Source organism: Sinorhizobium sp. 6-70 (assembly GCF_030124375.1).
In the GTDB taxonomy this organism is placed as follows: Bacteria; Pseudomonadota; Alphaproteobacteria; order Rhizobiales; family Rhizobiaceae; genus Sinorhizobium.
The window spans coordinates 298,934-325,599 of the sequence record NZ_JASKLS010000006.1 but is presented as its reverse complement, the minus strand read 5'-3'; the positions used below and the strand labels follow the sequence as shown (position 1 = coordinate 325,599).

Below are 26,666 nucleotides of genomic sequence, written 5' to 3'. Positions count from 1 at the left end.
GTGTTGCGCCATATGCCTTGCCGCCCCTGTGCAGGGTGATCGGCTCAGCGCCTCTCGCCGGAGACTATGGGCTCCCGCGACAAACGATTGAGGATTTGTCGTGCAGGGCGGACGCTTCATCTGATGAATCTGCATTATGGAAATCGTGTGGCGAATGATCGCTTCAGAGCCTCGTGGTTTGCTTTTGTCGGCCGCATGAAAAGGGCAGCGGCATGATCACGGGATACTGTAAGAACGGTGACGCCGTTGCCTTGTCAGCGGCAGAGCCGCCGGCGTCACTGCGGCCCGATATCGTCTGGATCGATCTTGTCGAGCCGAGCAAGGCCGAAGATCTGATGATGGAGGAGTTGCTGGGGATCTCCATCCCGACGCGGGACGACTTGAAGGATATCGAGCCGTCAAGCCGCCTCTATACCGAGAACGACACGGTGTTCATGACGGCGTCGCTGGTCTATCGCAGCGACACGGAAATTCCCGGCCTGACCGATGTCGGCTTCATTCTTTCGGGCGGCCGGCTGGTGACGATCCGTTACGCGGAGCCCAGGGCGTTCGGCTTGTTCAAAGCCGGCATGCATCGGATTCCCGGCGGCTGCCGCAACGGCGCCGTGCTGCTCACCCGGCTGCTCGAGACGATTGCCGACCGGACCGCGGAAATCCTGGAACAGGCCGTGGACAAATTAGACGACCTGTCGATCGAGGTTTTCGGTGACAAGGCGGCAGCCAAACGCCGGCCACCGCATTTGCTCGAGGCACGGCTACGCGATGTCGCGGGTCACCATAGGCTCGTTGCAAAAACGCGTGACAGCCTCGCCTCGCTTTCAAGGCTCCTGACCTTCGTCTACACTGTACCCGTCGTGCAGGAAGACAAGGACAGCCGCGAAATCTGCCGCTCGATATCTCGGGACATACAATCGCTCTCCGAGCACGCGGCGTTTATTTCGGGAAACATCACGTTTCTGCTGGACGCCTCGCTTGGTCTTATCAATGTCGAGCAGAATGCGATCATCAAGATCTTCTCGATCGCCTCGGTTGTCCTCTTGCCGCCCACCCTCGTGGCTTCCATTTATGGAATGAATTTCCGCGTGATGCCGGAGCTTGACTGGCAGCTAGGCTATCCGTGGGCGCTAGCGGCGATGGTGATTTCGGCCGTGATACCCTTCTTCTTTTTCCGTTGGAAAGGCTGGCTTTAAGAGCCTGTTGGACACGTATGTCTCAATCGTCTGCCCCTGCCGTACACGGGTCCGAGAATGTGCGCCGCCTGCTCGTCCTCGGGCTTGGATCGATCGGCGTCGTCTATGGCGATATCGGCACCAGCCCTCTCTACGCATTCCGCGAGGCGCTGCGGCCCGTTTCGCACGACGGCGTCACGGACGTTGAGATCATCGGGTTGATCTCGCTGATGATCTGGACGCTGACGATCATCGTCACGATCAAGTACGTGCTCTTCCTGTTGCGGGCCGATAACCAGGGGGAGGGCGGCACGCTCTCCCTGCTTGCTCTTTTGATGAAGACCGCCAATGGACACGCCGCGATCCTTTTCTTCATGGGGATCGCCGGAGCGGCCCTTTTCATCGGTGATGCGATGATCACACCGGCGCTGTCGGTGCTCTCGGCCGTCGAGGGGCTGAAGCTGGTGACACCTGCGCTTACGGACTATGTCGTTCCGATCGCCGTGGTCATCATGCTGCTGCTGTTCGCGGTTCAGTCGAAAGGGACCGCCGCGGTTTCCAATTTCTTCGGGCCGATCACCGTCGTCTGGTTTCTGGTGATGGGCGCGGTCGGTCTGATGCACATCGCCGACGACATGTCGATCTTCGCTGCGTTCAATCCGCTTTATGCCGCCACGTTCATGCTGAACGAGGGCTTTGTCGGCATGATCGTGCTCGGCGCGGTCTTTCTGACCGTGACCGGGGCGGAGGCGCTCTATGCCGACCTCGGCCATTTCGGTCGCCGGCCAATCCAATGGGCATGGTTCACTGTCGTGTTCCCGGCACTCACGCTGAATTATCTCGGTCAGGGTGCGTTCGTGCTCAAGAACCCGGAGGCGATGTCCGATCCGTTCTTCCTGATGTTTCCGAAATGGGCGCTGCTTCCCGCCGTCATCCTGGCGACGGCAGCGACGATCATCGCCAGCCAGGCCGTGATCACCGGTGCTTTCTCCCTGACGCGTCAGGCAATCCATCTCGGCTTCCTTCCGCGCATGGCGATCTTCCATACGTCCGAAACCCACACCGGCCAGATCTATCTGCCGAACGTAAACACGCTGCTGATGTTCGGCGTCATGGCTCTGGTCTTCATGTTCGGCTCCTCCGAGGCCCTGGCGACCGCCTATGGTATCTCCGTCACCGGTGCCATGGTCGTGACGACGATCCTTTCCTTCGAGTTCCTGCGCGCCCGCTGGAACTGGTCGGCCTGGTGGGCAGCCGGCGCGCTGTTTCCGCTTTTCATGCTGGAGTTCTTCTTCCTCGGCGCCAACATGCTGAAAATCCATGATGGCGGCTACGTGCCGATATTGATCGCAGCGACCTTCATCATAGTCATGTGGACCTGGAAGCGAGGCACGGAACTGCTACATGCCAAGACGCGGCATATCGACATTCCGCTGTCGAGCTTCATCAAGTCGATCGAACGCAAGAGCGAGCATGCGCCGGTGGCCGTGCCCGGCACGGCGATCTTCTTGACGAGCGACCCGGAGTCGACGCCGGCGGCGCTGCTTCACAACATCAAGCACAATCACGTGCTGCACATGCAGAACTTCATCCTGACGATCCGCACGGCCAACACACCGAAAGTGCCCAAGGAGGAACGCGTCAGTGTGAGGCCTCTGTCCGAACGCTTCACCCTGCTCGAGATGAAGTTCGGCTTCATGGAGACCCAGAACGTCTCCCAGGCGCTCGGTCTCTTCCGCAAGTCGGGGCTGAAATTCGACATCATGTCGACGTCCTTCTATCTCGGTCGCCGCAAGCTTGTGCCCGACGCGCAGTCCGGTATGCCGCACTGGCAGGACCGTCTGTTCATTGCGCTCGCCAGTGCGGCGATCGACCCGTCGGACTATTTCCGTCTGCCGACCAACCGCGTGGTCGAACTCGGCTCTCACGTGATCATCTGAGCGCCCTGAGAACAGCACCTTCCTCCGACTGAAACATCACAGCCGCATTAACCAAACATCAAGGTTAATGCTTCATTTTCTAGGCTCGAACGAAGCGGTTCCGGTGCGCTGTCCGACCGCTTCCAAATCTTAGCCTCCTGCACGGAATCCTGGAGCTGGCCCTTCGCCGGCTTGCGAGAACGCGTGCCCGAGTAAGTGTCGCGTGGAGCCGGTTGGTGCGTAAGAGCCAGAAGTCGCGTTGCAAGTCTCGTATGTCTTTGCCGGCCTGGGCTGCGCCCGCATTGATCGGCATTGCCATTTTCCTGAGCTTCCCTTCAGCGGTCGCCTATTCCGACCTGGCGACCTTCCTGTCGGGCATCAACCGCGGTGGCGAGCGCTGGCGGATGTATCTCACGCAGTCGCCTGCCGGTTCGCTGCATGAGGTCGAGATGGTGTTCGCCGATCCGGTCACCACCGGTGCCCTGGACGGCGGTGCAGGCGTCACCATGCCCGACGGTAGCCATGTGGCGCTGACCGCGGAAACCAAACACGAGGGCGAGACGCCCGACGAAGACCGCGTGACCCGCAAGCTCAAGAAGGGTCGGATCATTGCCGTTACCCCGGTGATGCCGCCGAAGGACTTTACCGCCGGTTCGATTCTCCAGCGGACGAGCTCGCTGATGGAACCGGGCTTCGACGGGGCCGAGAAGATGGTTTTCGCGAAACCGCGCATCATGGGCAAGGAGATCGAGATCGCCACGGCATTCTACCGAAAGAAGCCGCCAAAGGCGGAGCCCGGCGTTTCGCCGATGCTCGCCAAGCTGATTACCAACGAAAAGGCCGATATTCTCGCAACCGCCTATGTCCGGCCCGAGCCGGACTATGCGCGTGAGTCGCCTTTCGATTCGATCCTCAGGGAAGACAAGAACGCGGGCCGTTTCATTCCGGAAATCGCGCCCGACGACCATGCCTGGGCGGCAACCGCCTTGCCCGCCACTGTCTTCAGCAAGGAAGAGCAGACCTGCCTCGCCGAGGGGATCTACTTCGAGGCCCGCAGCGAGTCCGTCAAGGGTCAGGCCGCGGTCGCTCAGGTCATTCTCAATCGCGTGCGCAACCCGACCTACCCGAAGACAATTTGCGGCGTCGTTTACCAGAACAAGGCCTGGCGCAACCGCTGCCAGTTCTCGTTCGCCTGCGACATGATCCGTGACCTCATTTATTCGCGCTCCCACTGGAAGACCGCCAAGGAAGTCGCGATGGCCGTCACCGCCGGCAAGATCTGGTTGCCGGAGGTGGGGTCGGCCACGCACTATCACGCGACCTATGTGAAGCCTGCCTGGGCGAAAACCATGAAGCGGGTCGGCAAGATCGGGCTGCACGTCTTCTATCGCACTTACGGCGGCGGCTGGAGCTGATCGACAGCCTCGATTCCGCCGGGTGACTAGACGCCGAAGGGCGAGCTAGGACCGTGCGGTCGCCGCCGATTCCCGTTGCCGCTTTGCCGCAGCTTGCCAAATTTATGGCTAAGTATCTGAAATAACGAAGAAATATTGTCCACGCACAAGGCGCTCCCATGCCTTGACTATGCGGGTGCCTAAAACTATGTTGCGCGCGACTTCAAATGGGGCCGAAGCGTGGCTTGAACACCGGCCGTTTGTATGACCGAGATCGCGTTTAAGACCGCGTGGGGCTGCAAAGGGGAGCCATGTGACGGAGAAGCCGGAAGAAAGTCTGGAAGCGCGGCTGAAGCGCCTTGGCGACGACATCGCGTCCAAGCGGACGGACAAGTCGGACGACGTCGAGACGCGCGCTGCGGAAAGCCGGCAAGGTTACGCGGCGGCGATGAAGCTCTCGAGCGAGTTCATCGCCGGGATCGTTGTCGGGGCGTTTCTGGGCTATCTTTTGGACCATTTTGCGGGTACAGGGCCGTGGGGCATGATCGTCTTGCTCCTGCTGGGCTTCTGTGCCGGCGTCTTGAATGTGCTGCGGTCGGCCGGGCTGGTGGCGACGCCGGATCAGGGACGACGCAGCCCTGGAAATGACAAGAAGGACGGGGATGGCGCCTGAGGCGCCGCCCGAAAGAACACGGTTTCCGCTTGCGGGCGGGCAAAATGAAAGAGAAGCGCGGTGTCAAACGATCCGACCCACCAGTTCCTGGTCAACAAGATTGTCCCGATCGAAATTGGCGGAATTGACTTTTCCTTCACCAATGCGTCGCTGTTCATGGTCGCGACCGTCGGTGCAGCTGCCGGCTTTCTCTATCTGACGACCTCGGAGCGTGGCCTGATCCCGACACGCATGCAGTCGGTTTCGGAAATGTCCTACGAATTCATCGCCTCGATGCTGCGCGAGGGCGCCGGCAGTCACGGGATGAAATTCTTCCCGATGGTGTTCTCGCTGTTCATGTTCATCCTGACGGCGAACCTGCTCGGCATGTTCCCGTATTTCTTCACGGTCACCAGCCAGATCATCGTTACGTTCGCGCTCGCCGTGTTCGTGATCGGCACGGTCATTCTCTATGGCTTCTACAAGCACGGTCTGAGCTTCCTTAAGCTTTTCGTGCCGCATGGGGTGCCGGGTGCCCTTCTGCCGCTTGTGGTGGCGATCGAAGTCATCTCGTTCCTTTCCCGTCCGATCAGCCTCTCGGTCCGTCTCTTCGCCAACATGCTGGCCGGCCATATCACGCTGAAGGTCTTCGCAGGCTTCGTCGCCTCGCTCAGCGCGTTTGGCGCGCTCGGCATCGGCGGCGCGGTCCTGCCGCTCCTCATGACCGTCGCTCTCACCGGTCTTGAATTCTTGGTCGCCTTCCTCCAGGCCTATGTCTTTGCGGTGCTGACCTGCATGTACCTCAACGACGCCGTCCACCCGGGAAGCCACTAAGGAATAACAGTCGCTGGCTTCCGCCCGGGTCCTCCGGCGGAGGCACAAATCCTAGCCGCAACACCATTTCGAAGGAGTTCAATCATGGAAGCGGAAGCAGCAAAGTTCATCGGTGCAGGTCTTGCATGCCTTGGTATGGCCGGCACGGCTCTCGGCCTCGGCAACATCTTCGGCAGCTACCTGTCCGGCGCGCTGCGCAACCCGTCGGCTGCTGACGGCCAGTTCGGCCGCCTCGTATTCGGCTTCGCCGTTACGGAAGCTCTGGGCATCTTCTCGCTGCTCGTAGCCCTGCTCCTCCTCTTCGCCGTCTAATACGGACCGAAGTTTTGGCCGCGGCCTCGCTCAGGGGCCGCGGTCGCGCATATTCTTGAGTGCACCTGGAGGTGAGCATGTTTGTGACCGCGGCTTATGCCCAGTCAACCACCCCTGAAGGCGAAGCACACGATCCCGCTGCGGCCGGCGAGGTGCACACCGAAACGGGTGTGGCCCCCGAAGGCGAACACGGCACGGGCGTGTTCCCGCCTTTCGATTCGAGCCATTTCGCATCGCAAGTGCTCTGGCTCGCGATCACGTTCGGCCTCTTCTATCTGCTGATGTCGAAGGTCATCATTCCGCGCATTGGCGGCATTCTCGAAACCCGCCACGACCGGATCGCTCAGGATCTGGATGAAGCGTCGCGCCTCAAGGGCGAAGCTGACGCTGCCATCGCGTCCTACGAGCAGGAACTTGCAAGCGCCAGGGCCAAGGGGCATTCGATCGCCGACACCGCGCGCGAAGCTGCCAAGGCGAAGGCAACGGCCGACCGGACCGCGGTCGAGGGCGATCTTGCGAAGAAGATCGCCGCCGCTGAGACGCGCATTGCCGATATCAAGTCCAAGGCGCTCGCCGATGTCGGCGCTATCGCCGAGGAAACGGCAACCGCCGTCGTCAAGCAGCTGATTGGCGGAACCGTCACCAAGGCCGAGATCGCTGCCGCCGTCAAGGCATCGGCAGGCAACTGAGGAGCAATGAATGATGGCTCTTGATGCGACTTTCTATGCCCTTATCGGCCTGATCCTCTTCCTTGCCCTCATTGCCTATCTCAAGGTTCCGGGCATGATCGCCAAGGCGCTCGACGCGCGCGCCGACAAGATCGGCAACGAACTGGCAGAGGCCAAGCGCCTCCGCGAAGAGGCCCAGAGCCTGGTCGCCGAATATCAGCGCAAGCGCAAGGACGCCGAAGCCGAGGCCGCCAGCATCGTTGCCGCAGCCCAGCGAGAAGCGGAAATGCTCACGGCGGAAGCCAAGCAGAAGACCGAGGAATATGTCGCGCGCCGCACGGCACTTTCCGAACAGAAGATCAAGCAGGCTGAAAGCGACGCGATCAACGCGGTCCGCTCGGCAGCCGTCGATCTGGCGATCAGCGCGGCGGAAAAGGTCTTGTCGGCCAAGACCGATGCCGGTGCGCAGGATACGCTGTTCAAGAAGGCGCTCGGCGAGGTCAAGTCTCGGCTCAACTGAGACGACGACGGTCCCTGAAATCCGAAGGAAGCCCCGCCTCGGCGGGGCTTTTTTTGTTGGTTGTACCGGTATTCCGCGTGAGATAGAGGGGGGATGCGCTCACATGCGTTCGCACTACCGCTCTATCTCCTTGTCTTTGCCGCGTTTGTGCGACGTGAGGTGATTCCACCTGACTGCAAATGCTCTACAGCGCCGTGCGTCTTTTCAGACGCACTTTGAATCACGGCATGTTCTTGTCCTTAAATCGAATACGATTTTAAGGAACATGCAATAGCGGGCGCGTATCAGGTCTCACACACGCGCCACCACCGGGCAGCGCGCCTGCCGGTCTCAGGCGGAATACGGAGCATCAGACCTGGCGAAAGGGGCGGAAGCTCATTCGATGCAGCGAGCACGGGCCGTGGCTGTCGATCGCGTTTCGATGCTTTACGGTGGCATAGCCGGCGTGAACGGCGAAGCCGTAGGCCGGGAACGTGGCGTCGGCGCGGGCCATCATGCGATCGCGGGTCACCTTGGCGACGATCGATGCGGCGGCGATCGACATCGATCGGGAATCGCCCTTGATGATCGCTTTGGCGTGACAGGAGATGCCCGGCGGAACATCACGGCCATCGACGAGCACAAAACGCGCGGTCGTGGAAAGACCATCGACGGCCCGTCGCATAGCGTCGAGGCTTGCCTTGAGGATGTCGGTCGTGTCGATACGTGTCGCCGAAGACGAGGCGATCGACACCGTCGCCGTCGCAAGAATTTGCTCAAACAGTGCTTCGCGCTGCTCCGGGCTCAGGAGCTTGCTGTCGTTGAGACCGTTCGGAATGGCGTCCGGATCGAGGATGACCGCGGCAGCAACGACGGGACCGGCCAAAGGGCCGCGCCCCGCCTCGTCCGCACCGGCGACAGGCCAAAAGCCGTCTCGCCGGGCAGCAAGCTCGAAGCTGAAATCGGGGACTGGCAGCTCGATGGGAAACAGTGGGGAATCGGGCGACTTGCGACGTGACATGCGGGGGACCCTCGCATATTCGCCCGATTCCCTTCAAGCCCTCCCGGTACGAGTGCGGCGGTGACCGGGAGGAAAGCCAGCGCCATCACAAGGCAGGGGAGGGCGCCGGAACCGAAATTTTGCACGAACGATGCTATCGAACTCCTGTCGGGGAGGAGATCGGCTTGCATTGGCGGGAAGTCTCAGGTGTTCGCCGACCTAAAGCAGCGACAGTTGGACTCCCATTCCGAGTGGCGGCACGAAGACATCATTCCGCAATTGCCGGCGCGTCAGGTTGAGGCCCAGGCGTTTGGCAGCGAGTTCGAAGCGCCGGCCGATTTGCCAGGCATACGGACCGGCCCCTTTCATGCGCTTGCCGAACTCGGTGTCATAGTCCTTGCCGCCCCGCATGGAGCGGATCAGCGACATGACGTGGCGGTAACGGTCCGGATAATTGCGCAGCAGCCAGTCGCGAAAGAGCGGGCTCACTTCGAGCGGCAGCCGCAACAGCACGTAGCTCGCTTCCGACGCGCCCGCCGTCTTCGCCGAATCAAGCACGCGTTCGATCTCATGGTCGTTCAGCGCCGGAATGATCGGTGAAACAAGAACACCGGTGGGAATACCCGCATCCGAGATGGCGCGGATCGCCTCAAGCCGCTTTGTCGGCGTCGAGGCCCGCGGCTCCATCGTGCGCGCCAGTTTTCGATCGAGCGTGGTTACCGAAATGCCGACCCGCGCGAGACCCATTTCCGCCATCGGGGCAAGCAGATCGATGTCGCGTGTCACCATTGCCGATTTGGTGACGATCATCACCGGGTGGTTTGCCGCCTTCAACACTTCGAGAATTTGGCGCATGATCCGCCATTCCTTCTCGATCGGCTGATAAGGGTCGGTATTGGTGCCGATCGCAATTGGGCGAACCTTGTAGTCGGGCCTTGCCAATTCGCGCTCCAGCAAACGCGGAGCGTCCGGCTTGGCGAAAAGTTTGGATTCGAAATCAAGGCCTGCCGAAAGGCCCATGTACGAATGGGTCGGCCGCGCAAAACAATAGATGCAGCCGTGTTCGCAGCCGCGGTAAGGATTGATCGAGCGGTCGAAACCGATGTCCGGGGACTCGTTGCGCGTGATGACCGCCCGAGGCTTCTCGACCTGGACCTCCGTTTTGAACGGCGGCAGATCCTCGATGCTCTCCCAACCGTCGTCGAAGACCTCGCGCGTTTGCGGTTCGAAGCGGCCCGTCATGTTGAGGCCAGCGCCGCGGCCGCGCCGGCGATCGATGTCGATCCTCAGGCCCGTTCCCTTGATCATTGCTTCGGCCATGTCCGCGGTGTTGGCGGGCGCAAAAGCGCCCTGCCTCAATTGAGACAGCTCGGTCATCGATATCTCCTCGGAAACAGACGGGGCTCCGTTTCGTCCTGATTATTTTCCTATCGCAGAAACGGGAACAAATCAAGAACAAAACTTGGGTATGTGAGTGAGGGGGAGATCGCACCGGAGCGGCGAAGCCGGCAAGCCCGATGGCTGTAGCATTTGTGAGTGCAATGCGATAGGAACGACTATGCTGACGATTATCATGGAAACACGGGACAACGAGGCCGAACTCGCACAAACGCTGGCTGTCCTTGTTGCCGGCGCCGTGGAGGGCCTCGTCAGCGACGTCATCATTCTCGATCACGGCTCGAAAGACGGTTCGTTGCGGGTTGCGGATGCTGCCGGCTGCCGTTTCTGCGTCGATTGGCACTTGGACGACATTGTGCGTTCGGCGCGCGGCGAATGGTTGATGCTCCTGGAACCGGGCGCGCGGCCTACGGGGCGTTGGGTGGACGAGCTTCTTGAATATGTGTCGCTCAACAGAAATCCGGCTCGGTTCTCTCCCTCACGAATGCATCGCCGCCCGCTCCTAAGTCGCCTGTCGCGCAGGACACGCCCCCTTGAGACAGGCTTTCTGATGCAGAAGCGCGATGCGATTGCCGTCGCCCGCGCGAATATGCGGCTGAGCGACATGGCCGATGTGCGTGCAGTGCGCAAACTGGCGACCGAACTTGTTCCCGCCTGGGTGGCGGCCGGCAATCGTTCGGCTACGGACTAGCGGCTGGCTGCTTCCTTAACTCTTAGATCATTTCATTGTTTCGCTGAAACAGCGAAATGATCTAACTCTTTGAAACTACGCAATTCCGGACGGAAAACCGTTACACACTTTTCCTGGAATTGCTCTAGCCGGTTTGAAGATACAACATGCAGCAAATGCAAAGTGCTACAGCGTCTCTTGCGCGTCTGATAGGACACGCGGCGCTGTAGGTATCGGTCGCAAGAATGGGGTGCCTGTCTTGTCAGCGGCACCCCCCGAAGCGGCTCTCAAATGACCTTGCTGGCGAAAATGGCTTTCCATGCAATCCAGGGGACGGCATGTCGTATGCATCCTGCTCTTCCCCCGCCCGTGTCGTGGGATGATTTGTCTTCGCTGCGCTTGAGATGGATGATCGGTCTCGCCTTCGGCCACCCCCACGCCGGCTGACGAGAAGAAATCTACCGGGGTTGATCGAGGTTGGCTGTTTCGCTGGGAACAACCCGCAGGTGAACGAGGAAAAATCTCGAGGCGAGTTCGGTGCCGACAACTTGAGGACGCCGAAGGAGCGCCGTCACATGCTCTTTCAGTTGGAATTGCTCACATCTAGCCGCGTTTGAGGTGCTCGTCCAACCGCGGCATGATTTCAACGAAATTGCAGGGCATGTGCCGATAGTCGAGCTGTTGCTTCAGGATACCGTCCCAGGCGTCCTTGCAGGCCCCCGGCGATCCGGGCAGGACGAAGATGAAGGTGGCATTGGCGACACCGCCGGTGGCCCGCGACTGGATCGTCGACGTGCCGATCTTCTCGTAGGAGATCCGATGGAACACTTCGGAAAAGCCGTCCATGCGTTTTTCGAAGAGGGGCTCAAGCGCCTCCGGTGTCACGTCGCGGCCGGTGAAGCCGGTGCCTCCGGTGGTAATGACAACGTCGATCGCATCGTCCAGCGTCCAGGCCTTCACTTGATCGTAGATCTTCTGCCGGTCGTCCCGGACGATCGCCCGTGCTTCGAGCCGATGGCCGGCCTCGCGGATGCGCGCTTCAAGTGTGTCGCCTGACCTGTCGTCGGCGCGTGTCCGCGTGTCGGACACCGTGAGCACGGCAATGCCGACGGGAATGAAGCGGCGGCCTTCGTCGATGCCTGGCATTGGATGCTATCCTCTCCCTCACGACATGATCCCTTAAGTCGGAATCAATTTAAGGACAAAATCATGCAGCAATTCAAAGTGCTACAGTCACCTTTGCGCGTCCGATTGGACACGCGGCGCTGTGGTTCGCGCCGCGCAAACGTACCATTCCGGATGGCTGGCGGAAATACGCTCGGCCGCCCGCTGCGCTCTTTCGTCGCTGTCGAACAGCCCGAAGCAGGTGGCGCCAGAGCCGGACATGCGCACAAGCATGGCATCCTCGGCCTTCAGGGTTCCTGATACCTCCTCGATTGCGGGAACGAGGGCCCGCGCAGGCCTCTCCAGATCGTTGCGCATATCGGCCATCGCCGACAACCATTCGGCCACTGTGTTCATGCCTTTCGGCAGGTCGAGCGATGGATTCGCCTTGTTGACGAGCGTCCGGAAGATCATCGGCGTCGAAACGGCGACCAGTGGATTGACGAGGACGATCGCGAAGGACGGGAGATCTGGAAGGGCGGTGATCTTCTCGCCGATTCCCTCGGCAAGAAGCGGTCTGCCGTCGAGGCACATCGGCACGTCGGCGCCGAGCGCGAGCGCAACGGCATCGAGCGTAGCCGGCTCCAAGGGCGCGTCCCACAGCCTAAGGAGACCCCGAAGGGTTGCCGCCGCATCCGCCGAGCCGCCGCCAATGCCGGAGGCGACGGGCAGGTTCTTTTCGAGATGGAGATGGACCGGACCGGCGGCGATGCCTCGTGACGTCAGCTCGCTTCGCAGCAGATCGCGCGCGCGCAACACCAGATTGCCACCCTTGTTCTCCGCTGAAAGCGGCAACCCATCCGAGAAACGTCCGGACACGGTGAAGCCGTCGGCATCAGCCAATGCAATACCGATCCGGTCGCCGCAATCCGCGAAAGTAACAAGGCTTTCCAGAAGATGGTGGCCGTCGGCGCGTTGTCCGACGACATGCAGTGCGAGATTGATCTTGGCGGGCGCCGCGCATGTCAGCGCGAAGCCCGGAATGCCGTCCCGATGCATATTCTCAGGATTTCTTGTCCGGCGTCGCGGGGCCCGTCTTCTTCGGCAACTCCTTGGCGTCGGCCGCGGCCGGAACTTGCGGCTTGAGCGGCGGCAAGCCGTTTTCGATCTTGGCCTTGATCTTCGGAATTTCCGCTTCCTCGGGCTTCAACTCCAGTGTCTGGTTCCACTGGAACACTGCTTCGAGCTTGCGTCCGACCCGCCAGTAAGCATCGCCCAGGTGGTCGTTGATCGTGGCGTCGCCGGCCATCAATTCGGCCGCGCGCTCGAGTTCAGTCACGGCATCGTCGAACCGGTTCATACGGAAATAGGCCCATCCGAGCGAATCGACGATGTAACCGTCATCGGGCTTGAGCTCGACCGCCTTGCGGATCATGTCGAGGCCCTCGTCGAGATTTATGTTCATGTCGACCCAGGAATAGCCGAGATAGTTCAGCACCTGCGGTTGATCCGGATTGAGCTCCAGCGCCTTGCGGAAGTTCGGCTCGGCCTTCTCCCAGATCTTCTGTCGCTCGTAGGCGATGCCGCGCTGGAAGAATACGGTCCAGTCGCCGCGCTTCGGGACGGGGCCGATGGCGGCCACGGCTCGGTCGTAAAGCTCGCCCATCTCCTTGTAGTCCTTGGCGTCCGAAAGCACGCTGCCATAGGCAAGATAGTTGCGGATATTCTTGGGATCGACGTCGATCAGCGCCCTCAGGTGCTTCTTGGCCTCATCGACCTTGCCGATGCTGGCAAGGCTGAGGCCAAGTTGAAGCTCGGAGAGGCGGCGCATCGGCGAACCTTCCGGCACGCTCTTGTAAAGCGCAATCGCCTCCTCTTCCTTTTTCAGGTTTTCGGCGATCCCGCCGAGCATGACGAGGATGTCGGCACTTTCCGGATCGAGCTGGCGCGCGGTCTGCAGGTAGAGCGAAACGACGTCTTCCGCGCCTTCGCGATTGAGTGCGCCTCCGACGGAAAAGAGCACTGCGGCGGCGCCTTGCACGGCGTTGCGAACCTGCTGCTCCTGGGACTTGCCTTCTTCGATGCTCTTTCTCAGCGCTTCGAGCGGCGTGTAGTTGTTGACCATGCCTTCGCCGACAGCAATCGTGTCGAGCGCCTTTTGCTTGTTACCCTCACGGGCCTCGAAGCGTGCCAGTGCCTCGACCGAGCGCATGAACGTGTCGGGAGCCGCGCTGCCGCCTTCGCGGTCGAGAATGGCGTCGTTGAGCCGTGCGCGTGCTGTTGCCTTGTCGCCCGCGGCAAGCGCGATCGCGCCGGCGTGATAGTTCTTGAAGACGCGGAACCATTCCGGACCATCGAGCGCCTTGATCTGCGCCAGCGCTTCCTTCGGCCGGCCCTGGCCGAACCTGGCCCAGGCGGACAGAAGCGTATTCATCATCCGGTCTAGATCGTTCGGGCCGTCATAGGCGAGCAGCTTCTGCGCGCTGCGGTACTCACGTTTGCGGATCGCTTCGATTGCGCGGACGACCGTCGTGATGCGTTCGACCGCCGGATCGGACTTGAGGTCCTCTGCGATCTTGACGCCCTCGTCAAGCTTACCTGCCATGAGCAGCGTGATCATCAGCCGCTGCTTGACGTCGTTGTTGTCCGGTTCGAACTGCAGGGCAATCTTGTAGAGTTCGGTTGCTGACGCGAAGTCGCGATCCACGTCGGCCGTGCGGGCAGCCAGAAAAGCGCCGGAAAAGGTGTCGACCGATCTGATGTCGAAAGGCTTCGTGTCTTCGACCGCCGCCTTTTCCTCGGCAAATGCCTGATAGCTGCCGGTCACCGATGCGAGAGCAAGCAGTGCCGCGCCGCTAAGAAGGCGAAGGAATGTATTTTGCCGCATATCAAACCTTTCATTGCCGACGGTACGTTTTGCCGCACCGTCGCTGGTTGTTCCGGATCGATTAGAGATTGCCGGAAGCAAGTCTTGAGGAACAGAATGGCTTTTTTGGCGCAACGCGGCAAGAAATTCCTAAAATGGAATGTCCGCCGGTCTAGCTCACTCGATCGATGCAGAAATCGATCACCTCTATCAGCGCTGATTTCCAGGGAGAAACCGGCAACGGCGCCAAGGCGTCGCGCGCGATCGTGCCATAATGCTGCGCGCGCGCAATCGTGTCGGTAAGCCCGCCATAGCGGCGGATGAGGCCAAGCGCTTTTTCGAGATTGGCACCATCATTGTTTCCGCCTTCGATGGCTTCGCGCCAGAAGGTGCGGTCCTCCGGCGTGCCGCGGCGATAGGAGAGGATGACCGGAAGCGTGATCTTGCCTTCACGGAAGTCATCGCCGACGTTCTTGCCGAGGTCGCTCGAAGAACCGCCGTAGTCGAGGACGTCGTCGACCAATTGAAAGGCCAGTCCGAGGTTCATGCCGTACGACTTCAGCGCGTTGCGGTTCGCCTTGCTGGTCGCTGCCACGATCGGCCCGACTTCCGCCGCCGCGGCGAAGAGTGCCGCCGTCTTGGCGCGGATGACCTGCAGGTAGTCGTCTTCGGTCGTCTCCATGTTCTTGGCGACCGAAAGCTGCAGGACTTCGCCTTCGGCAATGACCGAGGCTGCCGTCGAAAGCACGTCGAGGGCTTCGAGCGAGCCGACATCGACCATCATGCGAAACGCTTGGCCGAGCAGGAAGTCGCCAACGAGCACGCTTGCCTGGTTGCCCCAGATCGTGCGTGCCGTCGATTTTCCGCGCCTGAGATCGCTTTCGTCCACGACGTCGTCGTGCAGCAGCGTCGCCGTATGCATGAATTCGACGCTGGTAGCGAGCTTGACGTGGGCGTCGCCCTCGTATCCGAACAGCGCGGCGGCGGCGAGCGTCAGCATGGGGCGCAGGCGTTTGCCGCCGGACGAAATCAGATGGTTGGCGACCTCCGGGATCATCTGGACATCAGAGCCCGCCTTGGACAGGATGAGCTGGTTGACCCGTTCCATGTCGGACATGGTCAGGTCGACGAGCGGCTTCACAGACGCCTGTTTGTTTTTATTGTCTTCCAGCGGTATCACTACGCCCAACGCCCGGACTCCTGTTTCATCGTCGATTTCGACAATAGAAAGAGGGCTTTCAGGCGGCAAGAGGCGAATTGCCTCGCTTGCTTGAAATAAGACAGGAAAACCGAGCCGAATGAAGGAACTGATCCGCACCAACGACGCCGTACTTCTCTCCTTCGCCGAAAGCCTGATGAAGGATGCCGGCATCGGCTGCCTCATTGCCGATCAGGGCATGAGTATCCTTGAGGGCTCGCTCGGCCTTTTGCCGCGCCGTTTCCTGGTTGCGGAGGATGACGCCGAGAAGGCGCGGCGGATCCTGATCGATGCGGGCCTGGAAGGGGAATTGCGGCAGTGACTTCGGCTTTTCCGCAGATCACTTGCGACCTTTCTTCCGAAGGGGCGGCGCGATGACGACGATGCCGGAAACCATGGACGCCTTCCACCGGGGCCGATTTCACTTGATTCAGCCCCTGGGCCAAGGGCATCGCTCCGGCATGGATGCGATGCTCCTCGCCTCCCTCGTTTCCTGTCGCGACCGTTGCCGCGTGGCCGATCTCGGCGCAGGCGCGGGTGCAGCCGGCATGGCGGTCGCCTCCAGGCTCGAGGAGGCTGACGTGCTCTTGGTGGAGCGTTCGGCGATCATGGCCGGCTTCGCTCGCCGCAGCCTCGCACTGCCGCAGAATTCACACTTCGCCTCGCGGGTTTCGGTGCTCGAGGCGGACGTGTCGCTGAACGGCAAGGCGCGCGCCGCCGCGGGCCTGCCGGACGATGCCTTCGATCATGTGATCATGAACCCGCCGTTCAACGACGCTGCGGACCGGAAGACGCCGGACAGCCTGAAGGCCGAGGCTCACGCGATGACCGGCGATCTTTTCGAGGCCTGGATCAAGACCGCTGGGGCGATCATGAAGCCAGGCGGGCAGCTGTCTCTCATTGCCCGGCCGGAATCGATCGCCGAGATCATCGCGGCATGCGGTCGGCGTTTCGGCGGTATCGAGATCACCCCGCTTCTTCCACGGGCAGGCGAGAATGCCGTGCGCATTCTCGTGACGGCGATCAAGCAGAGCCGCAAGCGATTGGTTCTGCGCGCGCCGCTCATCATGCATGACGAGGGAACGCACCGGTTTTCCCCGGAGGTGGACGACCTCAACAATGGGCGCGCGGCCTACCGCCGCCGGTGATAAAGCGTAACGGATGAGAACGAGCATTGCGTTTGCGGCGGCAGTGCATACATGCAAAGCAGGGTTTGTGACGGGCAGGAGTTGAAATGGCCGGATTCTTGAAAAGGCTGATGCCGAGACGGTTCCGCGGGGAGGGGTTGACGATCCCGGCGATCCGGCTTCACGGCGCGATCATGGCCGGTGGCGGCCAGTTCCGCCCGGTTCTCAACCTCGCGACCGTGGCCCCGCTTCTGGACAAGGCGTTTTCGGTCAAGGAGGCGCCGGCGATTGCCATTTCCATCAATTCGCCGGGCGGCTCGCCGGTGCAGTCGCGCCTGATTTACCAGCGTATCCGAGACCTTGCGGAAGAAAAGAAGAAGCGCGTCCTCATCTTCGTCGAGGACGTGGCGGCGTCCGGTGGCTACATGATCGCGCTCGCCGGCGACGAGATCATCGCCGATCCGACCTCGATCGTTGGTTCGATCGGCGTTGTTTCCGGCGGCTTCGGTTTCCCGGAACTACTGAAAAAGATCGGCGTCGAACGGCGCGTCTATACGGCCGGCGAAAACAAGGTGGTGCTCGATCCGTTCCAGCCGGAAAAAGAGCGCGACGTCGAGTTCCTCAAGAGCTTGCAACTCGAGATCCACGACACGTTCATCCAGATGGTCAAGACCCGCCGGGGATCTCTTCTGGCCGACCACCCCGATATTTTCTCCGGCCTTTTCTGGACCGGTCGGCGCGGGCAGGAACTCGGCCTTGTCGACGCTCTCGGCGACATGCGTGGAGAGGTGAAGAGACGTTATGGCGCAAAAACACGCCTCGAATTGATCCAGCCGGCCCGCAGCCTCTTCGGTCGCCGCCAGCCGGGCGCGGCCGTTGCCGCGGCGGTCGCCGCGCCCCTGGCGGCGTCTGCGGCTGCGGGGCTTGCCGAAGCGCTCGAGGAAAGAGCACTGTGGGCGCGATACGGGCTCTGAAGCGCGTCGCGTTTAAACGGCCTCATGCGACGCTTTAGGTCTCTGTTTTCATGCATGTCGCCCGCCCAAAACCGCTGCACGCTTTTGGGCGCATGCGTTAGATGATCCTCCACCCGCGTCTGGCAGGCGCATGAGGTCGCTGTTACACTTTGAAAGGCTGCATCGCTTCGGGTTCGATTGGAGGAGCGTGCAGAGGAGGAACTATGCCGCAGCTTATCCTGCTCGTGATCATCGCTGTTGTCGCCTGGATCGGCTATCGGAAATTCATTGCCGATGCCGAGAAGCTGGCGCGGCAGCGCGAGCGTCTGCGCCGCGAGCAACAGACCGGCGCCAATGGAACGCTTGTCAAGGATCCGAAGACCGGAGAATACCGCCTGAAGCGCGACGACGAGTGAAGGCTTCCCCCTCGTCCCGACGTGGATCGGGCAAGACGCTTGACCCTTGCCGTGCGGCGTGGCACCTGTCCGGCAAATCTTGAAGAATTCGGACGTGATCCCATGACCACCGCCTCCCTCCCGGACCATATGAACCCGAAGCGCTCCTTTCAGGCCCTGATCCTGACGCTGCACAACTATTGGGCTGACAAGGGCTGCGCCGTGCTCCAGCCATACGACATGGAGGTTGGCGCCGGCACCTTTCATCCGGCGACGACGCTGCGCGCTCTTGGGCCGAAGCCGTGGCGTGCGGCTTACGTCCAACCGTCACGCCGCCCGACCGACGGGCGTTACGGCGAGAACCCGAACAGGCTTCAGCACTACTACCAGTATCAGGTGCTCCTGAAGCCGAATCCGTCCAACCTGCAGGAACTCTATCTCGGCTCGCTGAGCGCGATCGGCCTCGACCCGCTGTTGCACGACATCCGTTTCGTCGAAGATGACTGGGAGAGCCCGACGCTCGGCGCCTGGGGTCTCGGCTGGGAGTGCTGGTGCGACGGCATGGAAGTGTCGCAGTTCACCTATTTCCAGCAGGTCTGCGGCATCGAGTGCTCGCCGGTGTCGGGCGAACTGACCTATGGTCTCGAGCGCCTCGCCATGTATGTCCAGGGCGTCGACAATGTTTACGACCTGAACTTCAATGGTCGCGAGGGCGCCGAGAAGATCAGCTATGGCGATGTTTTCCTGCAGGCCGAACAGGAATATTCGCGGCACAATTTCGAATATGCCAACACGGCGATGCTCCATCAGCATTTCATCGACGCCGAAAAGGAGTGCCTCGCATTGCTGGCGGCTGGCGCTCCCGGCGATAGCAGCAACAATCGGCTGCATAAATGCGTCTTCCCCGCCTATGACCAGTGCATCAAGGCGAGCCACGTCTTCAATCTGCTGGATGCGCGCGGCGTGATTTCCGTGACAGAGCGCCAGACCTACATCCTGCGCGTCCGTACGCTGGCAAAGGCTTGCGGAGAGGCGTTCCTGCTGACCGATGCAGGCGGCGCGAACTGGAACAGGGAAGCAGCATAGTCGACGGGGTGGCACCTTCCGTTTCGATCGACAGACCGTCAGCGGCAAGGGCCTCGCGCGCATCGGCGGGTATCCGTCAGAAGAAGACCGGCGACCGGAAATGCCTCGAGCGACAACTGGCCGCCATAGGTCTGCAATGCCCGGCGCACGCCGTTCGGCCTGTCGGCCTGGGCTCCGCTCGCATAGGCAACGAAGAGGGCCAGGAAGGCGAGTACGTTGATGGGAGTTGCGAGCGTTTTCATGGTCCTGGCTTTGCGTCTTGAGTTGTTCGATGAGACGACTTTCGCCTATCTTTAGTTTCAGCGCCGTTCCCGGCGGAACAGCTTTGTAGTTGCAGCCAGTCGTCGATTCCGATGCAAGGAAATCGATCTCGCGCGAGCCAGACGAGCTGCCCGCATCTTTGCGGTCGCCGTTGCTTTGATTGAAAAAAATGCCTTTCAAGCTGGAAAGCCGGTGCTAATCTCTGGCGGATTCTCAAGGAGGGGCTTTCATGATCGGACTGGCAATCGGCGTCGCGGTGATCCTTTATCTGGTTTTCGTCTACAACGGCCTCGTCAAGGCGCGACAGGTCGCCGAAGAGGCCTGGTCCGGCATCGATGTGCAATTGAAGCGGCGCGCTGATCTGATCCCCAATCTGATCGAGACGGTGAAGGGCTATGCGGCGCACGAAAAGTCGACGCTTGAAGAAGTCGTCTCTTTGCGCAATCGAGCGCAAGCCATGCCGCAGGGCGATGTCGCAGGCAGGGCGGCGGTTGAAGGAGCGCTGTCACAGGCGCTCGGCAAGCTCTTTGCGCTCGCGGAAGCCTATCCGGACCTCAAGGCCAACGAGAATTTTGCGGAGCTCCAGCAGACACTGGAGACGATCGAAGGCGAGATCCAGATGTCGCGACGCTATTACAATGGCGCTGCCCGTGATCTCAACGTCAAGGTCGAAAGCTTCCCGTCCAATCTGATCGCCAATGCCTTCCGCTTTGCCAAGGCCGGCTATTTCGAGATTGCCAATGAAGCGGACCGGGCGGTGCCATCGGTCAAGTTCTGACGATGCGGAGAAGGGAATTGCGATGAAGCGGCTTTCCGCAGCGGTTGCGCTTGTTCTTCTCGTTCTTGTCTGGCCACTTACTGCAGCCGCGCAAGAGATCATCTCCTCCTTCCACTCGGTCATCGAGGTTGCGAAGGACGGCACGCTCACCGTTACCGAGACGATCGCCGCCAATGTCGAAGGCAGCCAGATCAGGCGTGGCATCTACCGCGATTTTCCGCTGACCTTCATCGACGCAAGCGGCCGCCGCAGCAAGGTGGATTTCGATCTCATCTCCGTAGAACGCGACGGCGAGGAGGAAAGCTACCGCACCGAAACGATCGACGGCGGTATCCGCATCTATACCGGCAAAGCCGATGTGTTTCTGCCGCGCGGCGAGCACACGTTCCAGATCACCTACGAGACAAGCCGGCAGATCCGTTTTTTCGACGACCATGACGAACTCTATTGGAACGTGACCGGGACCGAATGGGCGTTCCCGATCGAGGAGGCGACGGCCACCGTCACCTTGCCGAAAGGCGTGAAGGCGCAGGCGCTGGACGTGTTTACCGGCGGTTATGGTGCGACGGGCAAGGATGCGCGGGCGGTGGAGGAGGGCGACGAGATCTTCTTCGCCACCACGCGGCGACTTCGCCCACAGGAAGGCCTGACGATCGCGGTCAAGCTGCCGAAGGGTAGCATCGATCGGCCAAGCGCCTCCCGGGAAAACATCTGGTGGCTGCGTGACCATCTGGCCCTGGTCATTGCCGCTGCGGGCCTGGTCCTTGTCGCGCTCTACTACGGACGCGCCTGGGTGCGTGTCGGTCGCGATCCGGCGCGCGGGGTGATGGTGCCGCGCTGGGACGCGCCGGATGGCATTTCGCCGGCGCTGGTCAACTACATCGACAACAAGGGGTTTTCCGGCGAGGGTTGGACGGCGCTGTCGGCCGCCGCGCTCAACCTCGCGGTCAAGGGTCACGTCGTTCTCAACGACCTGAAGAAGGCGATCGTCATCACCGCGACAGGCAAGGGAGGAGCAGAAAAGCTGCCGACCGGCGAGGCGACGCTGATGAAGGCGATCGGAACGGCCGGCGGCAAACTCACGATCGACCGGGCGAACGGCAAGAAGGTCGCGGCGGCGGGGTCCGCCTTCCGCAGTTCGATGGAGCGGGAACACCGCGGCAAATACTACCGCGCCAACACGGCATATATTGTCGGTGGCGTCTTGCTTTCGCTGCTTGCCCTGGCGGCGCTCTTCATCTTCGGCGATCTCAGCGAGGAAAGCATTCCGCTGGTCATCGTGCCGGTCTTCATCGCCTTTTTCGTCTCGATTTTCGCCGTTTCGTTCGGCAAGTCGTTGCGGCGTGGGTCGAGCCTCGCGCGCCGCATCATGTCGATCGTAGTCCTGGCCTTTTTTGCATTCGTGTTCCTCACGATATTTTCCGGGGTCCTGGCTGCCATCGTCTTCTCGGCGACCGGGGCGGACGACCTGCCGCTGCTTTTCGCGGTTGGCGGCATCGTGCTCGTCAATGTGCTTTTCTTCTTCCTGATGGGAGCTCCGACGCCACTTGGCACACGGATGATGGACGGCATCGACGGGCTGCGGCAATATATGACGCTCGCAGAGCAGGACCGGATGAACCTCCAGGGCGCGCCGGAAATGTCGCCCCGGCATTTCGAGACGCTGCTGCCCTATGCCGTGGCGCTCGGCGTGGAAAAGCCGTGGACGGAGACGTTCGACCGCTGGCTGCTTGCCGCGTCCGCGGGCGCCGCTGCTGCCGCTGCCTATCAACCGAGCTGGTATCACGGCGATTCCTTTGGCCCGGGTTCCTTCGGCGACCGGATCGGCGGGTTCGCCGGTTCGATGGCGGATACCATGACGTCGTCCCTGCCACCCCCGCCCAAAAGCTCGTCCTCGGGCTTTTCCACGGGAGGCGGCTTTTCCGGTGGTGGCGGCGGCGGCGGTGGTGGTGGCGGCTGGTAGTCGCGCCGCAACCAGCCAATTTCCTTGCCGGGCTTGGTGACTTTTCCATCGGAGCTTGCTAAGTCCGCCGCAACCGTCCGAACAGAACAAAGTCCAGAGTCCCATGCCTGATCTTCTTATCGAACTGCGCTCCGAAGAAATCCCCGCCCGCATGCAGCGCAAGGCGGCGGGCGACCTGAAGAAGCTTGTGACGGATGCGTTGGTCGAGGCAGGTCTGACCTATGAAGGCGCGCGTGAATATTGGACGCCGCGCCGGCTGACGCTCGATATCCGCGGCCTGAATGCGCGCTCTGCCGATATTCGCGAAGAGCGCAAGGGACCGCGCACCGATGCGAACGAAAGGGCGATCGAAGGCTTCCTGCGCGGCGCGGGCCTCTCCTCGATCAGCGAGGCGCATGTCCACAGCGATCCGAAAAAGGGGGATTTCTACGTCGCCCATATCCTCAAGCCCGGCCGGGCCGCCGAGGAAATCATCGCCGAGGTAATGCCAGGGATCATCCGCAATTTCCCCTGGCCGAAATCCATGCGCTCCGGTGCCGCCTCCGCGAGGCCCGGAAGCCTGCGTTGGGTGCGCCCGCTCCAGTCGATCGTCTGCACTTTCGGTTCCGAGACGGAGGAAACCAAGGTCATTCCATTCGAGGTCGACGGCATCGTCGCTTCAAATGTCACCTACGGCCATCGTTTCCATGCGCCCGAGGCGATCACCGTTCGCCGCTTTGCCGATTATGCCGAGAAGCTCGAGAGTGCGAAGGTCGCGATCGATGCCGAGCGCCGCAAGCAGATCATCTCCGCCGACGCCCACAATGTCGCCTTCGCCAGCGGCCTGGAACTCGTCGAGGACGAAGGCCTGCTCGAGGAAGTGTCGGGCCTCGTCGAGTGGCCACAGGTGCTGATGGGAAGTTTTGAGGAGAGCTATCTCGAAATCCCGTCGGAAATCATCCGTCTGACGATCAAGACCAACCAGAAGTGCTTCGTCACCCGCGAGCCGGGCGCCGAGACGCTGTCGAACAAGTTCATCCTCGTGTCGAACATCGAGGCCAAGGACGGCGGTAAGGAAATCGTCCACGGCAACGGTAAGGTCGTGCGCGCGCGCCTCTCGGACGCGGCGCATTTCTGGAAGCGGGACCAGGGCAACTTGCCGGATCTCGAAACGCTCGAGCCGTCCGCGAAGAAATTCGGGCTCGATCTCGAGAAGCCGCTCGACCAGCGCATGGCAAAGCTCGATGCGTTGAACGTGACGTTCCACGCCAAGCTCGGAACGCAGGGCGAACGCGTCGCCCGCATTCGCTCGCTGGCCGCAGAACTCGCCAGGGTGACGGGCGCGGACGTCGCTGAGGTCGACCGTGCCACAGTGCTCGCCAAGGCGGACTTGCGCACCGAGGCTGTCGGGGAATTCCCCGAGCTTCAGGGCATCATGGGTCACAAATACGCGGTGCTGCAGGGCGAAACATCCGCCGTCGCCAATGCGATCGAGGATCACTACAAGCCGCAGGGACCGTCCGACCGAGTGCCGGCCGATCCCGTTGCCGTGGCTGTTGCGCTGGCCGACAAGCTCGACACCCTCGTTGGCTTCTGGGCGATCGACGAAAAGCCGACGGGCTCGAAGGATCCCTACGCGCTGCGCCGCGCCGCGCTCGGCGTCATCCGGCTCATCCTGGAAGGCAAGGCGCGCCTGCCGCTCCGGCCGCTTTTCGAAATCGCGCTCGCCGGGCTCAAGGAGCAGAGGCCGGAGGTCGCCGGCGATATTTCCGCCGATCTGCTTGCCTTTTTCCATGACCGGCTGAAGGTTTATCTCCGTGACCTCGGAGCACGCTACGATCTGATCGACGCCGTATTGGCGCCGGACGCCGACGATCTGCTGCTGATCGCGCGGCGTGTCGAGGCGCTGACGGCCTTCATTACCGCCGAGGAGGGCAAGAACCTGCTGGCGGGCACCAAGCGCGCAACGCAGATTCTGGCGGCCGAGGAGAAAAAGGGCACGGAAGTCGCCGCTTCCGTCGACGAGCGGCTCTTCAGGCTCGATGCGGAAAGGACGCTCCACGCATCCATCAAGGTCGCGACCGGCGATGCCCGTGACGCGATCGTCAAGGAGGACTTCCGCTCAGCCATGGCGGCGTTGTCGAAACTTCGCGAGCCAGTCGATCAATTCTTCGATGATGTCCTGGTGAATGACGAGGACACGGCGATCCGTGCCAACCGCCTGGCATTGCTGGGGCTCATTCGCTCCGCCACGGGGGCGGTTGCGGATTTCTCGAAGATTGCGGGATAACGATCGCGTTCTCGTGCGGTTGCGCGTTCCGACCGGCCGCATTGCATCGACAATCGAAAGCAGTTGCCCTATCTCGTAGGGCATGACGAGTGACCACCCGAGTGCAGGTGAAGGCATCATCGAACCGCCGGCCCGTGAGCGTCGAGGCGACTGGATAGCGGTCGCCGAGGACGATGTGCCGTTCGAACGCATCGAGGCCTTCTTCGCCGGGCCAGCCTACGAGCCGCACCGGCACGATACCTACGCCATCGGGCAGACGCTTTCGGGCGTGCAGAGCTTCCGCTATCGCGGCGCCGATCGCTTCAGCCTTCCCGGCAGGACGATGGTGCTCCATCCCGACGAACTGCACGACGGCCATGCGGGCAGCGATGACGGTTTCCGCTATCGCATGATCTATATCGAACCGGCCGCCATCCAAAGTATCCTGGGTGGCCGTCCGCTGCCCTTCATCAGCGGCGGCATTTCACCCGATCCGCGGCTCTTTGCAGCGGTTCGCGCGTTGCTGCCTGCAACCGACGCCCGGATCGAAGCGCTGGAGTTCGAGGACGGCCTTTTCGAGCTTGCCCATGCGCTTGAGGCCGCGGCCGGCGGATCCTTGCCCGGCGGTCGGGCGCTCGACTACCGTGCGGCGGAACGCGCGCGGCTCTATCTGCACGATTTGCCGGAGGGTACGGTGACGCTGGAGACGCTTGAGACGATCAGCGGCCGGGACCGTTGGGGCCTGAGCCGCGACTTCCGGCGGCTGTTCGGCACAAGTCCGTATCGTTATCTCGTTCAACGCCGCCTGGAGGCTGTGAAAGCCGATCTTCGGCGGGGGATATCGCCCGCAGAAGCCGCGCTGGATGCCGGTTTTGCCGACCAGGCGCATATGAACCGCCATTTCAAGAAGGCCTTCGGTCTTTCGCCCGGACGCTGGCTGCGGATAGCGGGCAAGTCCGTCCAACGCTAGGTCACGATGATTTTGGGTTGAATCGCCAAAACCATAAACGTGATCGATCCTAATAAGTTAGCGGGCGGAAAACCGCGCACACTTCGACTCATCCCGCTCTGAGCATCCCTGCCTTGCACAATTGTTCAATACCGTGTGCCGTGATCGCCTTAACCTCGCCCGAAGTGGCAGGAGGAAGAGGCAATGGATGCGTCGAAGCGAACCTATGCGCCAGTCAATTTTCAGGACAAGCTCGCGTTATTTTCCGACCAGTGGCAGCCGCGCGTGATCGCGGAAATCAACGACTATCAGGTCAAGATCGTTCGTATCGAGGGCGATTTCGTCTGGCATGACCATCCGGAAACGGACGAGGCCTTCATCGTTCTGGACGGCACGCTTCGGATCGATTTCCGCGATGGCTCGGTCACCGTCGGACCGGGCGAGATGTACGTCGTGCCGAAGGGAGTCGAGCACAAGCCCTATGCTCAAGGTGAAGTGAAGATGCTGCTCATCGAACCGCGCGGCATCCTGAACACCGGCCACGAGGGCGGCGAGCGCACGGCTGAAAACGATGTCTGGATCTGACACCGGAGATGCGGCCATGGTCGGCGATCTCGCGCTCCTGGTTCTTGCGGCGCTGCCGCTGATGGGCAGCCCAGGCCCGGCGACGCTCAGCCTCGCCGGAATGGGCGCGGCCCACGGCATGCGCCTGAGCGCGCACTACACCGCGGGCGTCAATATTGGTACCATTGCCGTCGTGCTGGCGATCGCCGCGGGCGTAACCGCCATCGTTCTCGAACTGCCGGGAATGAAGCCGGCGCTCATGATTCTCGCCGGCGCTTATATGGTCTACCTCGCATGGCATATCGCCACCGCGCCGCCTGTTGCCGCCCAAGAACAGGGTTCAGGCGCTCCCTCCTTCCTCAGCGGCTTGGTACTCGCGATCGCCAACCCCAAGGCCTATGCAGCGATCGGCGCCGTTTATGCAGGCAGCGCTACGGGCACGGACGAAGGCGCCATTGCCAAGATTATCGCCCTCAGCATCCTCGCAATCGCCGTCAATACGACCTGGCTCTGGTTTGGTGCCGCTATCGCGTCGATCCTCCATGATCCGCAAAAGGCGCGCGTCGCGAACTTGATCTTCGCTTTTCTTTTGCTGGCCTCCATCGCCTTGCCGTTGCTTCGGTAGATTCGCCCCCTTGAAGAGACATGTGGTGGCCGTC

27 protein-coding genes are annotated in these 26,666 nt (G+C 61.5%); 20 read left to right on the top strand and 7 right to left on the bottom strand.

Going from position 1 to position 26,666, the window contains the following annotated elements:
* Nucleotides 1–212: 212 nt before the first annotated feature.
* From QN222_RS14940 to QN222_RS14905, 8 genes are all read left to right on the top strand, one after another.
* Entirely contained in the window at nucleotides 213–1,190 is a 978-nt protein-coding gene (locus QN222_RS14940) for a magnesium transporter CorA family protein (protein ID WP_283961847.1), read from the top strand.
* Nucleotides 1,191–1,207: 17 nt separating this feature from the next.
* Nucleotides 1,208–3,109, top strand: a complete 1,902-nt coding sequence (locus QN222_RS14935) for a potassium transporter Kup (RefSeq protein WP_283961848.1) — start codon at nucleotides 1,208–1,210, stop codon at nucleotides 3,107–3,109.
* Nucleotides 3,110–3,360: 251 nt separating this feature from the next.
* Nucleotides 3,361–4,503, top strand: coding sequence for a cell wall hydrolase (locus QN222_RS14930; RefSeq protein WP_283961849.1), 1,143 nt, complete (start codon nucleotides 3,361–3,363; stop codon nucleotides 4,501–4,503).
* Nucleotides 4,504–4,795: 292 nt separating this feature from the next.
* Entirely contained in the window at nucleotides 4,796–5,155 is a 360-nt protein-coding gene (locus QN222_RS14925; RefSeq protein ID WP_136507290.1) for an AtpZ/AtpI family protein, read from the top strand.
* A 60-nt stretch (nucleotides 5,156–5,215) separates the two neighbouring features.
* On the top strand, nucleotides 5,216–5,968 hold the full coding sequence (locus QN222_RS14920; protein WP_283961850.1) for a F0F1 ATP synthase subunit A: 753 nt from the start codon (nucleotides 5,216–5,218) through the stop codon (nucleotides 5,966–5,968).
* An 84-nt stretch (nucleotides 5,969–6,052) separates the two neighbouring features.
* A complete protein-coding gene (locus tag QN222_RS14915) occupies nucleotides 6,053–6,280 on the top strand; it encodes a F0F1 ATP synthase subunit C (protein ID WP_012707029.1) in 228 nt (75 codons plus the stop codon).
* Nucleotides 6,281–6,357: 77 nt separating this feature from the next.
* Entirely contained in the window at nucleotides 6,358–6,969 is a 612-nt protein-coding gene (locus QN222_RS14910; protein ID WP_283961851.1) for a F0F1 ATP synthase subunit B, read from the top strand.
* A gap of 13 nt (nucleotides 6,970–6,982) precedes the next feature.
* Nucleotides 6,983–7,468 (top strand): F0F1 ATP synthase subunit B, encoded by a 486-nt coding sequence (locus tag QN222_RS14905; protein WP_283961879.1) that lies wholly within the window; start codon nucleotides 6,983–6,985, stop codon nucleotides 7,466–7,468.
* Between the two features lie 349 nt (nucleotides 7,469–7,817).
* Here the strand turns inward: QN222_RS14905 and QN222_RS14900 are convergent, their stop codons facing one another.
* Together QN222_RS14900 and QN222_RS14895 are read right to left on the bottom strand one after the other, a co-directional pair.
* The gene (locus tag QN222_RS14900; protein ID WP_283961852.1) at nucleotides 7,818–8,468 is read right to left on the bottom strand and encodes a ribonuclease HII; all 651 of its coding nucleotides are present in this window, start codon (nucleotides 8,466–8,468) and stop codon (nucleotides 7,818–7,820) included.
* A gap of 198 nt (nucleotides 8,469–8,666) precedes the next feature.
* Nucleotides 8,667–9,824, bottom strand: a complete 1,158-nt coding sequence (locus QN222_RS14895; RefSeq protein ID WP_283961853.1) for a PA0069 family radical SAM protein — start codon at nucleotides 9,822–9,824, stop codon at nucleotides 8,667–8,669.
* 181 nt (nucleotides 9,825–10,005) lie between these two features.
* Here QN222_RS14895 and QN222_RS14890 point away from each other — a divergent pair, with 181 nt between their 5' ends.
* Nucleotides 10,006–10,536, top strand: coding sequence for a glycosyl transferase (locus QN222_RS14890; RefSeq protein WP_283961854.1), 531 nt, complete (start codon nucleotides 10,006–10,008; stop codon nucleotides 10,534–10,536).
* 582 nt (nucleotides 10,537–11,118) lie between these two features.
* Here the strand turns inward: QN222_RS14890 and moaB are convergent.
* From moaB to QN222_RS14870, 4 genes are all read right to left on the bottom strand, one after another.
* Nucleotides 11,119–11,661, bottom strand: coding sequence for a molybdenum cofactor biosynthesis protein B (moaB, locus tag QN222_RS14885; RefSeq protein ID WP_283961855.1), 543 nt, complete (start codon nucleotides 11,659–11,661; stop codon nucleotides 11,119–11,121).
* A gap of 87 nt (nucleotides 11,662–11,748) precedes the next feature.
* A complete protein-coding gene (locus tag QN222_RS14880; RefSeq protein WP_283961856.1) occupies nucleotides 11,749–12,678 on the bottom strand; it encodes a 4-(cytidine 5'-diphospho)-2-C-methyl-D-erythritol kinase in 930 nt (309 codons plus the stop codon).
* Nucleotides 12,679–12,682: 4 nt separating this feature from the next.
* On the bottom strand, nucleotides 12,683–14,506 hold the full coding sequence (locus QN222_RS14875) for a tetratricopeptide repeat protein (RefSeq protein ID WP_283961857.1): 1,824 nt from the start codon (nucleotides 14,504–14,506) through the stop codon (nucleotides 12,683–12,685).
* 151 nt (nucleotides 14,507–14,657) lie between these two features.
* On the bottom strand, nucleotides 14,658–15,674 hold the full coding sequence (locus QN222_RS14870) for a polyprenyl synthetase family protein (protein ID WP_283961858.1): 1,017 nt from the start codon (nucleotides 15,672–15,674) through the stop codon (nucleotides 14,658–14,660).
* A 109-nt stretch (nucleotides 15,675–15,783) separates the two neighbouring features.
* On the opposite strand from QN222_RS14870, the gene QN222_RS14865 reads away from it, so the two are divergent.
* From QN222_RS14865 to QN222_RS14845, 5 genes are all read left to right on the top strand, one after another.
* Nucleotides 15,784–16,005 (top strand): DUF2007 domain-containing protein, encoded by a 222-nt coding sequence (locus tag QN222_RS14865; RefSeq protein ID WP_283961859.1) that lies wholly within the window; start codon nucleotides 15,784–15,786, stop codon nucleotides 16,003–16,005.
* A gap of 52 nt (nucleotides 16,006–16,057) precedes the next feature.
* Nucleotides 16,058–16,831 carry a tRNA1(Val) (adenine(37)-N6)-methyltransferase gene (locus QN222_RS14860; RefSeq protein ID WP_283961860.1) on the top strand — a complete coding sequence of 258 codons (774 nt, stop codon included), beginning with the start codon at nucleotides 16,058–16,060 and terminating at the stop codon, nucleotides 16,829–16,831.
* An 86-nt stretch (nucleotides 16,832–16,917) separates the two neighbouring features.
* Nucleotides 16,918–17,784, top strand: coding sequence for a S49 family peptidase (locus QN222_RS14855; protein WP_283961861.1), 867 nt, complete (start codon nucleotides 16,918–16,920; stop codon nucleotides 17,782–17,784).
* A 203-nt stretch (nucleotides 17,785–17,987) separates the two neighbouring features.
* The gene (locus QN222_RS14850) at nucleotides 17,988–18,179 is read left to right on the top strand and encodes a hypothetical protein (protein WP_180940345.1); all 192 of its coding nucleotides are present in this window, start codon (nucleotides 17,988–17,990) and stop codon (nucleotides 18,177–18,179) included.
* Between the two features lie 102 nt (nucleotides 18,180–18,281).
* Entirely contained in the window at nucleotides 18,282–19,244 is a 963-nt protein-coding gene (locus QN222_RS14845) for a glycine--tRNA ligase subunit alpha (protein WP_283961862.1), read from the top strand.
* Between the two features lie 38 nt (nucleotides 19,245–19,282).
* On the opposite strand, the gene QN222_RS14840 is transcribed toward QN222_RS14845, so the two are convergent.
* A complete protein-coding gene (locus QN222_RS14840; RefSeq protein ID WP_283961863.1) occupies nucleotides 19,283–19,486 on the bottom strand; it encodes a hypothetical protein in 204 nt (67 codons plus the stop codon).
* 248 nt (nucleotides 19,487–19,734) lie between these two features.
* Here QN222_RS14840 and QN222_RS14835 point away from each other — a divergent pair, with 248 nt between their 5' ends.
* From QN222_RS14835 to QN222_RS14810, 6 genes are all read left to right on the top strand, one after another.
* Entirely contained in the window at nucleotides 19,735–20,283 is a 549-nt protein-coding gene (locus QN222_RS14835) for a LemA family protein (protein WP_180940348.1), read from the top strand.
* A 22-nt stretch (nucleotides 20,284–20,305) separates the two neighbouring features.
* Entirely contained in the window at nucleotides 20,306–22,246 is a 1,941-nt protein-coding gene (locus QN222_RS14830) for a DUF2207 domain-containing protein (RefSeq protein ID WP_283961864.1), read from the top strand.
* A gap of 103 nt (nucleotides 22,247–22,349) precedes the next feature.
* Nucleotides 22,350–24,515: a glycine--tRNA ligase subunit beta gene (gene glyS / locus QN222_RS14825; RefSeq protein ID WP_283961865.1), complete on the top strand. Its 2,166-nt coding sequence runs from the start codon at nucleotides 22,350–22,352 to the stop codon at nucleotides 24,513–24,515.
* A gap of 82 nt (nucleotides 24,516–24,597) precedes the next feature.
* A complete protein-coding gene (locus tag QN222_RS14820) occupies nucleotides 24,598–25,464 on the top strand; it encodes an AraC family transcriptional regulator (protein ID WP_283961866.1) in 867 nt (288 codons plus the stop codon).
* Between the two features lie 183 nt (nucleotides 25,465–25,647).
* Nucleotides 25,648–26,028, top strand: a complete 381-nt coding sequence (locus QN222_RS14815) for a cupin domain-containing protein (protein ID WP_283961867.1) — start codon at nucleotides 25,648–25,650, stop codon at nucleotides 26,026–26,028.
* Nucleotides 26,015–26,632, top strand: a complete 618-nt coding sequence (locus tag QN222_RS14810; protein WP_284005489.1) for a LysE family transporter — start codon at nucleotides 26,015–26,017, stop codon at nucleotides 26,630–26,632. The genes QN222_RS14815 and QN222_RS14810 overlap by 14 nt, the downstream gene beginning before the upstream one ends.
* Nucleotides 26,633–26,666 lie beyond the last annotated feature (34 nt).